This is a genomic window from Methylophaga sp. (genome assembly GCF_009711715.1).
In the GTDB taxonomy this organism is placed as follows: domain Bacteria; phylum Pseudomonadota; class Gammaproteobacteria; order Nitrosococcales; family Methylophagaceae; genus Methylophaga.
Window position 1 is genome coordinate 48,007 of the sequence record NZ_VENF01000021.1, and the last position, 6,530, is coordinate 54,536.

At 50.8% G+C, this 6,530-nt stretch carries 9 protein-coding genes and 1 pseudogene; 1 reads left to right on the forward strand and 9 read right to left on the reverse strand.

The window, feature by feature from the left end:
* The first annotated feature begins 39 nt into the window (after nt 1-39).
* Nucleotides 40-420, forward strand: coding sequence for a CbiX/SirB N-terminal domain-containing protein (locus FH755_RS13185; RefSeq protein WP_292441584.1), 381 nt, complete (start codon nt 40-42; stop codon nt 418-420).
* On the opposite strand, the gene FH755_RS13190 is transcribed toward FH755_RS13185, so the two are convergent.
* The 9 genes and pseudogenes from FH755_RS13190 to FH755_RS13230 form a co-directional block, all read right to left on the reverse strand.
* The gene (locus FH755_RS13190; protein ID WP_292441585.1) at nt 407-742 is read right to left on the reverse strand and encodes a hypothetical protein; all 336 of its coding nucleotides are present in this window, start codon (nt 740-742) and stop codon (nt 407-409) included. The genes FH755_RS13185 and FH755_RS13190 overlap by 14 nt on opposite strands.
* Nucleotides 743-838: 96 nt before the next feature.
* Nucleotides 839-1,465 carry an arylesterase gene (locus FH755_RS13195; protein WP_292441586.1) on the reverse strand — a complete coding sequence of 209 codons (627 nt, stop codon included), beginning with the start codon at nt 1,463-1,465 and terminating at the stop codon, nt 839-841.
* Between the two features lie 2 nt (nt 1,466-1,467).
* On the reverse strand, nt 1,468-2,241 hold the full coding sequence (locus tag FH755_RS13200; protein WP_292441587.1) for a TatD family hydrolase: 774 nt from the start codon (nt 2,239-2,241) through the stop codon (nt 1,468-1,470).
* A 35-nt stretch (nt 2,242-2,276) separates the two neighbouring features.
* Nucleotides 2,277-2,630, reverse strand: a complete 354-nt coding sequence (locus FH755_RS13205) for a PilZ domain-containing protein (RefSeq protein WP_292441588.1) — start codon at nt 2,628-2,630, stop codon at nt 2,277-2,279.
* A 5-nt stretch (nt 2,631-2,635) separates the two neighbouring features.
* On the reverse strand, nt 2,636-3,619 hold the full coding sequence (holB, locus tag FH755_RS13210) for a DNA polymerase III subunit delta' (protein WP_292441589.1): 984 nt from the start codon (nt 3,617-3,619) through the stop codon (nt 2,636-2,638).
* Complete coding sequence (tmk, locus tag FH755_RS13215; protein WP_292441590.1) at nt 3,616-4,242, reverse strand: dTMP kinase; 627 nt, start codon at nt 4,240-4,242, stop codon at nt 3,616-3,618. Before tmk ends, holB begins: the two co-directional genes overlap by 4 nt.
* A gap of 2 nt (nt 4,243-4,244) precedes the next feature.
* Entirely contained in the window at nt 4,245-5,252 is a 1,008-nt protein-coding gene (gene mltG / locus FH755_RS13220) for an endolytic transglycosylase MltG (protein ID WP_292441591.1), read from the reverse strand.
* Nucleotide 5,253: 1 nt separating this feature from the next.
* Nucleotides 5,254-6,072 (reverse strand): aminodeoxychorismate lyase, encoded by an 819-nt coding sequence (pabC, locus tag FH755_RS13225; protein ID WP_292441592.1) that lies wholly within the window; start codon nt 6,070-6,072, stop codon nt 5,254-5,256.
* A gap of 17 nt (nt 6,073-6,089) precedes the next feature.
* Nucleotides 6,090-6,530, reverse strand: a pseudogene (locus tag FH755_RS13230) (beta-ketoacyl-ACP synthase II); the annotation flags it as partial.

Consider the following 6,530-nt stretch of genomic DNA (forward strand, 5'->3'; position numbering starts at 1 on the left):
AATATCCCGCAACCAAAGATAAATTAACGAAGGAAAAAAATGAAAGCTTTGCTCATTATCGCCCATGGCAGTCGCAGGCAGGCATCGAATCAGGAAGTCAGCGCGCTTGCTGAGCAACTGCGGCAGCATCCACACAATGACTATGATCTGATTGAGTCGGCTTTTCTGGAACTGGCAGAACCAGCAATTCCTGACGGGGTGGCTGAATGTGTCAGTCAGGGGGCCAACGAGGTGATTGTTTTCCCCTACTTTCTCAATTCAGGTAGACATGTGACAGAAGATATTCCGGAAATTCTGGACCAGGTCAGACCGCAATACCCCGAAGTCTGCATTGTGCTGAGTCAGCATCTTGGCGCTTCACCGGTAATGCCGGATCTGGTGTTACAGACTGCGGGCAAAGCAGCTATCAATCCTGCATAAAACTGCCAGAAAACTGATGCCCAGCTGGGCGTTGCTGAAGTTTGAGAATTAAGGTTCTGACAGCGCTTTCATCAGCGGAAAATACATAAGGCGCCAGTTCAGCCAAACGACCCTGAATATAGGGTGAAATCTCCGGGTCTTCAATAAACATCTGCGAGCGTACTTCACAGATCTTCCTGATGCCATTGGCAAAGCGTTCTACTTCATGAGCCGGGGTATTGTCTTCACCAATTACCCAGCCACGCGTTTTCCACTCACTGAAACAATCATCGGCCAGTGAACCAAATGCCGGCTCAGCAATGGCCGCTGTGTTAATCAACATTAAACAAGTCGCTAGCAAAAAAGCATGTCTCATCAGTGATCCCCGTTTTTCATCAACGGACCCGGATGACTTGACCTAAGTTCCTGCTGGCTGGCTTTATAAAGCGCCGGATTGACTGAGAAGCTCATGCACCCGCTCTGCCAATCGCCGGTAGCCACGGGCATTGGGATGAATGGGATCGGCCTTGAGTGCGGTTTCAGACTCGATGTCTGGAATAATGTCATTTTCCAGCGGCACCCGCAACGCGTGTGCCACTTCCTGATATAGCGGTGCTGGCTTGAGAAACAGGCCCGGTTTGGGCACGGACAGCATCACGACTTCTGCCCCATGCGCCCGGATAAGCTCAACCATGGCTGTCAGGTTCTGCTTCAGCTCGGCTTCACTAAGCTTACGAATCATATCGTTGCCGCCATGACAGAGCAGAACCAGTTGCGGCTGGTGCTGTTTCAACAACCGCTCAATCCTGGCCAGTCCCTCCCCGCTGACTTCCCCCGGTACACCGGCATTAATCACAGTGCGACCGCTTAGTTCAGTCAAGACGGCAGGATAACTTTCAGTTTTAGGGTCTGCGCCGGTACCGTAGGTAAGACTGTCTCCAAAAGCCAGAATGACTGCATCATTTGCAAGGCTGCGAAGCGGTGTCTGGCTGTTGTCATCACAGGCGGTCAGTACGCTCAGACTGATAACCAGCAGCCAGGCACTCAGCCGCCTTGGAAAATACATGTTCAGTGTACCGTCGAGGGAAACAGGCGTTGGAAATTCGCCGTTGTGGTGGCAGCAATGTTCTCAACGGTGTCACCACGCAGTTCTGCCAGAAATGCCGCCACATGTTTAACGAAAACCGGCTTATTGGTTTTGCCACGGTGTGGCACTGGAGCCAGATAGGGGGAATCTGTTTCAATCAGAATCCGATCCAGTGGCAGTTTTCTGGCCACATCCTGCAGTTCTCTGGCGCTCTTAAACGTCAAAATGCCTGACAGTGAAATATAGAAACCGATATCCAGAGCACGCTTCGCTGTTTCCCAGTTTTCAGTGAAACAATGAATGATGCCACCGGCTTCTTCTGCCTTCTCGTTTTCGAGAATAGCCATAGTATCTTCACGTGCTTCTCGGGTGTGAATAATCAGCGGTTTTTGTGTTTGTCTGGCTGCTTCAATATGCACCCGGAACCGATCCCGCTGCCATTCCAGATCCCCTTCACTACGGAAATAATCCAGGCCGGTCTCGCCAATAGCGATCACTTTAGGATGCGAAGCCTGGGCAATCAATTCTTCGACGCTGAACTGTTCCTGCTGCTCAACATTCGGGTGAATACCGACACTGGCTGTGACCTGCGAATAACGGTCAGCGATGGCTTTGACTTCGGCACAGCTGGCTTTATCGATGGCAATACAGAGAATGTGTTCAATACCATTATCGCTGGCTTCACGGACCATGGCATCAATACCGCCCGGTTCGTCAGCCAACATGTTGAGGTGACAATGAGAGTCAATGTACATAAAAAATCTTAAGTTTTGATGAGTAACGCCGGACGTTACATGGTGTAGGTGGCTTTATCGGATTTCAGCTTGTCCACCAGATAATTTTCAATTTTGCCACGGACGAGAGACGCCCCGCCATCGATATCACTGAAATGAACACCGATACCGGCAGCCTGGTTACCCTGCGCGCCGCGTGGTGTAATCCAGACGATATTACCGGCCACAGGCAGCTTTTCCGCTTCATCCATCAGGGTGAGCAGGATAAACACTTCCTCGCCGATCTGATAGCTCTTATTGGTGGGAATAAACAGACCGCCATTTTTCAGAAACGGCATGTAGGAATGATAGAGCATATTCTGATCAGTAATTTTCAGTGACAGAATGCCCTTGCGTGGATTCATTGCCATAGCTGTTACCCGTGGGTTTCCTTGAGCTGACGGATCTGGTCAGCATGTTGCATAACCGTCACCATAAAATCCTCTATTAACAATATCTTGTTCAGATTATTTTGAGACGATATTAACTTTATTGTGTCGCTGATGCAATCCATGATAGCCCAGTACTGACGCAGGATCTGGTCGTGAACCCTATCCTCTGCAAGCAGCAATTGATGGATTTTGGTTTGCATCATATTCTGGATCTGATACAAAACTGATTTCAAATCAAATTGTTGCCACTCGGCCGCCATTTGTACCGGATTGGCTTTAGCCTGCATCAACAGGGCGATATCCTGCATCACCTGCCGGCTTTGCTGCAAGCCTTTTTCACCCGCTGCCATCGCAGCCAGAGGCGCACCCTGACTCAGTTTGAGCAAGGATAGCCATTCCTCCTCGGCAAACTGCATATCCGTGTGCTGTAACCAGGCAAGTGCCTGTTCGGTGTCCGGCGTTGCGATGACCACGGTCTGGCAGCGACTCTTGATGGTAATCGGCAACTGCTGACTGTTTTCAGAAAGCAGGATCAATACTGATTCGGGTTGCGGTTCTTCCAGTAATTTCAGCAGACTGTTAAAAGCGGAAATATTCATCTGATCGGCTGCCGTGATCAGCACCGTTTTACCGCGAGACACCTTGGGCATCAGAGTCTGGGCCTGTTTCAGATCACGAATCTGATCAACTTTGATCTGTTTGCCAGCCTCTTCAGGGCTGACTTGATGATGGTCAGGATGGGAACCGGCAGCCAGTAGTTGGCAGCTATGGCACTGACCGCAGGCATTAAAGTCCTTATCCGGCTGAGTACAGAGCAGACTGGCAACCAGTCTGTCGGCAAAAGGCCGTTTACCCACACCGGGAATGCCTGATATCAACAAGGCATGGGGTAGTCTGCCCTGCTGCTGCATCGTTTTCACCTGATGCCAGGCCTGCTGATGCCAGCTGTACTCGACTATTTCAGTCATGCTGACAGCAACTCGGTGAGTATGGTGGACAGCTGATCTTGAATCGATTCAATATCCCGGCTGGCATCAATGAGTTTGATTCGTTCAGGTTCCATCTCAGCACGTTGCAGGTAACAGTTGCGAATTCTTTCAAAGAAGACGGCTTTTTCCTGCTCGAAGCGATCTTTTTGCTGCTGACGTTTAACAACTCGGGATTGCCCGACGGCAACCGGCAAATCGAATAACAAGGTCAGATCGGTCTGAATGCCCTTCAGGGTCCAGTCAGAAATGGTCTGAATCCGATCGCGGTCAATACCTCGACCACCACCCTGATAGGCAAAAGTCGCATCAACAAAACGATCACACAGCACCCAGTCACCCCGTTCCAGCGAGGGTTTGATGATCTGGTGTATGTGTTCTGCCCGGGCAGCAAACATCAGTAACAATTCTGTGTCTTCACTCATCCCGGTCTTACGCGGCGCCAGCAGCAACGCTCTTATCTGTTCACCCAGCTCGGTACCGCCCGGCTCGCGGCTGACCACCACCCGCTTACCCCGTGCTTCCAGAAAATCGCGGATAAAACTGATCTGGGTGGATTTTCCCGCCCCTTCGATGCCTTCAATGCTGATGAATTTGCCGTTCATTATTATTTGAGTTGGTAGCGTCTGACTGCCCGGTTGTGTTCTTTTAATGTTGCAGAGAACTTATGCCGGCCATCTTCGCCGGTGGCAACAAAGTACAAACTATCGCCATCAGCCGGATGCAATGCCGCTTCAATTGACTCGGCACTGGGCAGGCAGATGGGCGATGGCGGCAAACCAGCACGGGTATAAGTGTTATAGGGTGTGTCACTGCGTAAATCCTCTCTACGCAGGTTACCATCAAACTTCGCTCCCAGACCATAAATCACGGTTGGGTCCGTCTGCAGTCGCATGCCTTTTTGTAAGCGGCGTACGAAAACACCGGCTATCTCCGGTCTCTCCTCAGCGATGCCAGTTTCTTTTTCGATGATCGAGGCCATGATTAAGGCTTCGTAGGGCGATTCATAAGGCAAATTTTCAGCTCGTTCCGCCCAGGCCTGTTCCAGTGTTTGCTGCATTTGCTGGTAGGCACGGCGCAGGAAATCGAGATCCGTGGTTCCTGACGGGAAGTGATAGGTTTCCGGCAGGAACCAGCCTTCCCCGTTCTTATCTGGCGCGCCCAGCTCTGCCATGACCATATTCAGACTTTTGGTTTCGAGGGTTTTAACAATTTTGGGATGCGCATGCAGCGCAGCAATCATCTCCCCGGCCGTCATTCCCTCAATGATGGTGAAAGCATTCATTATGACCTTGCCTGAAACCAGCTTCTCCAGAAAGGCAGGTAACGTGGTTTCGGCTTGAATCTGATATTCGCCGGCTTTGATTTTATGTGCCTGATTGGTCAAACGGCCGTAGAGCTGGAGATAAAAAGGCGGTAAATCTGTTAAGCCCAGCTGGTTCAGATCCTGACTAATGGATTTAAGACTGCTACCCGGCGTGACGATGTAAGTCATGTCATTATCGAGCGCCAGTGGTTCATGGAGAAAACGCTGATATTGCAAAGCCAGATAAGTACAGACAGCAGCTACCACCGTGGCGGGTAACAGCACCTTGAATAACAGGGTCTTTTTCATATTAACGTTCAGTTGTTTTCAGCTCTGATTGCAGGTGGCGGGTCAGCTCGCCATGTTCCCAATAGCAGTCGGATCCATCCAGTTCAGTAACGGGCCAGATCCCGATAAGGCTGTTAGTCAGAAACACTTCATCCGCCAGTTCCAGATCAGCCAGTGTCAGGTCCTTCTCTTTCACGGGAATCGCCAGTTCCGCGGCGCTTTTGATAACTGCTGCACGCATAATCCCACTGATACCGTTTTCCGTGAGCGTTGGCGTGATTAATTGACCTTGATGAACCAGAAACAGGTTGCTCATCGTTCCCTCGACAAGTCTGTCCTTAACATCCAGCATCAGCCCTTCACGAATGTTGTCATCATCCCACTCACTACGCGCCAGCACCTGCTCTAGGCGGTTAAGGTGTTTAATGCCAGCCAGGCCGGGGTTGATGCCGAGACGATGCTGACAGAGACGCACTGTTATACCCTGCTGACAGCTTTGCGGATAATCCGGCATGGGGTGCGAGGAGATAATGCGAAGCGGTTCCGCATCAGTCGGTGCTTTGTAACCGCGACCACCACTACCCCGGGTCAGCATGATTTTGATGACGCTGTCTTCAGCAGTTTGAGCGCATAGCGTGGCAAGCTCAAATTCGAGCTTGTCTTTGTCGGAGAAGGAGATGTTGAGGCGTTCGCAACCTTTTGCCATGCGCTGAAGATGGGCTGCAAGATACTCCAGCTTGCCCTGACGAAAAGCCAGCGTTTCGAACAGACCGTCGCCATATTGCAGGCCACGGTCTGTTACAGGGATTCTGTTATCGGGTTGGCCGTTTATCAGAATCACCGAACGCTACCCTGGACTCAGCTCAGTTTTTTGAAAATGACAGTACCGTTAGTACCACCGAAACCGAACGAGTTAGACATGGCAACATTGATCGGCATTTGTCTCGCTGTGTGCGGTACATAGTCGAGATCACAGGCCTCATCAGGATTATCCAGATTAATGGTCGGCGGTGCAACCTGATCGCGTATTGACAAGATACTGAATACCGCCTCAACGCCGCCCGCAGCGCCTAACAGGTGACCAATCATCGACTTGGTTGAACTGACAGCTGTTTTAGCTGCTGAATCACCTAAAGCCTGCTTGATCGCCATGGTTTCAGCAACGTCGCCGGCTGGTGTCGAGGTGCCATGCGCATTGATGTAATCAATTTCTTCCGGGTTAAGCCCGGCGTCTTTCATTGCATTTTTCATGCAGCGTGCCGCACCTTCACCACCCTGAGATGGCATGGTCATGTGATA

What these genes read in the sequence shown, in the direction of transcription:
- FH755_RS13205 (WP_292441588.1), bottom strand. Translation starts at nt 2,630, where the DNA reads ATGGCAATGAATCCACGCAAGGGCATTCTGTCACTGAAAATTACTGAT.
- FH755_RS13190 (WP_292441585.1), bottom strand. Translation starts at nt 742, where the DNA reads ATGTTGATTAACACAGCGGCCATTGCTGAGCCGGCATTTGGTTCACTG.
- mltG (WP_292441591.1), bottom strand. Translation starts at nt 5,252, where the DNA reads ATGAAAAAGACCCTGTTATTCAAGGTGCTGTTACCCGCCACGGTGGTA.
- FH755_RS13185 (WP_292441584.1), top strand. Translation starts at nt 40, where the DNA reads ATGAAAGCTTTGCTCATTATCGCCCATGGCAGTCGCAGGCAGGCATCG.
- FH755_RS13200 (WP_292441587.1), bottom strand. Translation starts at nt 2,241, where the DNA reads ATGTACATTGACTCTCATTGTCACCTCAACATGTTGGCTGACGAACCG.
- holB (WP_292441589.1), bottom strand. Translation starts at nt 3,619, where the DNA reads ATGACTGAAATAGTCGAGTACAGCTGGCATCAGCAGGCCTGGCATCAG.
- tmk (WP_292441590.1), bottom strand. Translation starts at nt 4,242, where the DNA reads ATGAACGGCAAATTCATCAGCATTGAAGGCATCGAAGGGGCGGGAAAA.
- FH755_RS13195 (WP_292441586.1), bottom strand. Translation starts at nt 1,465, where the DNA reads ATGTATTTTCCAAGGCGGCTGAGTGCCTGGCTGCTGGTTATCAGTCTG.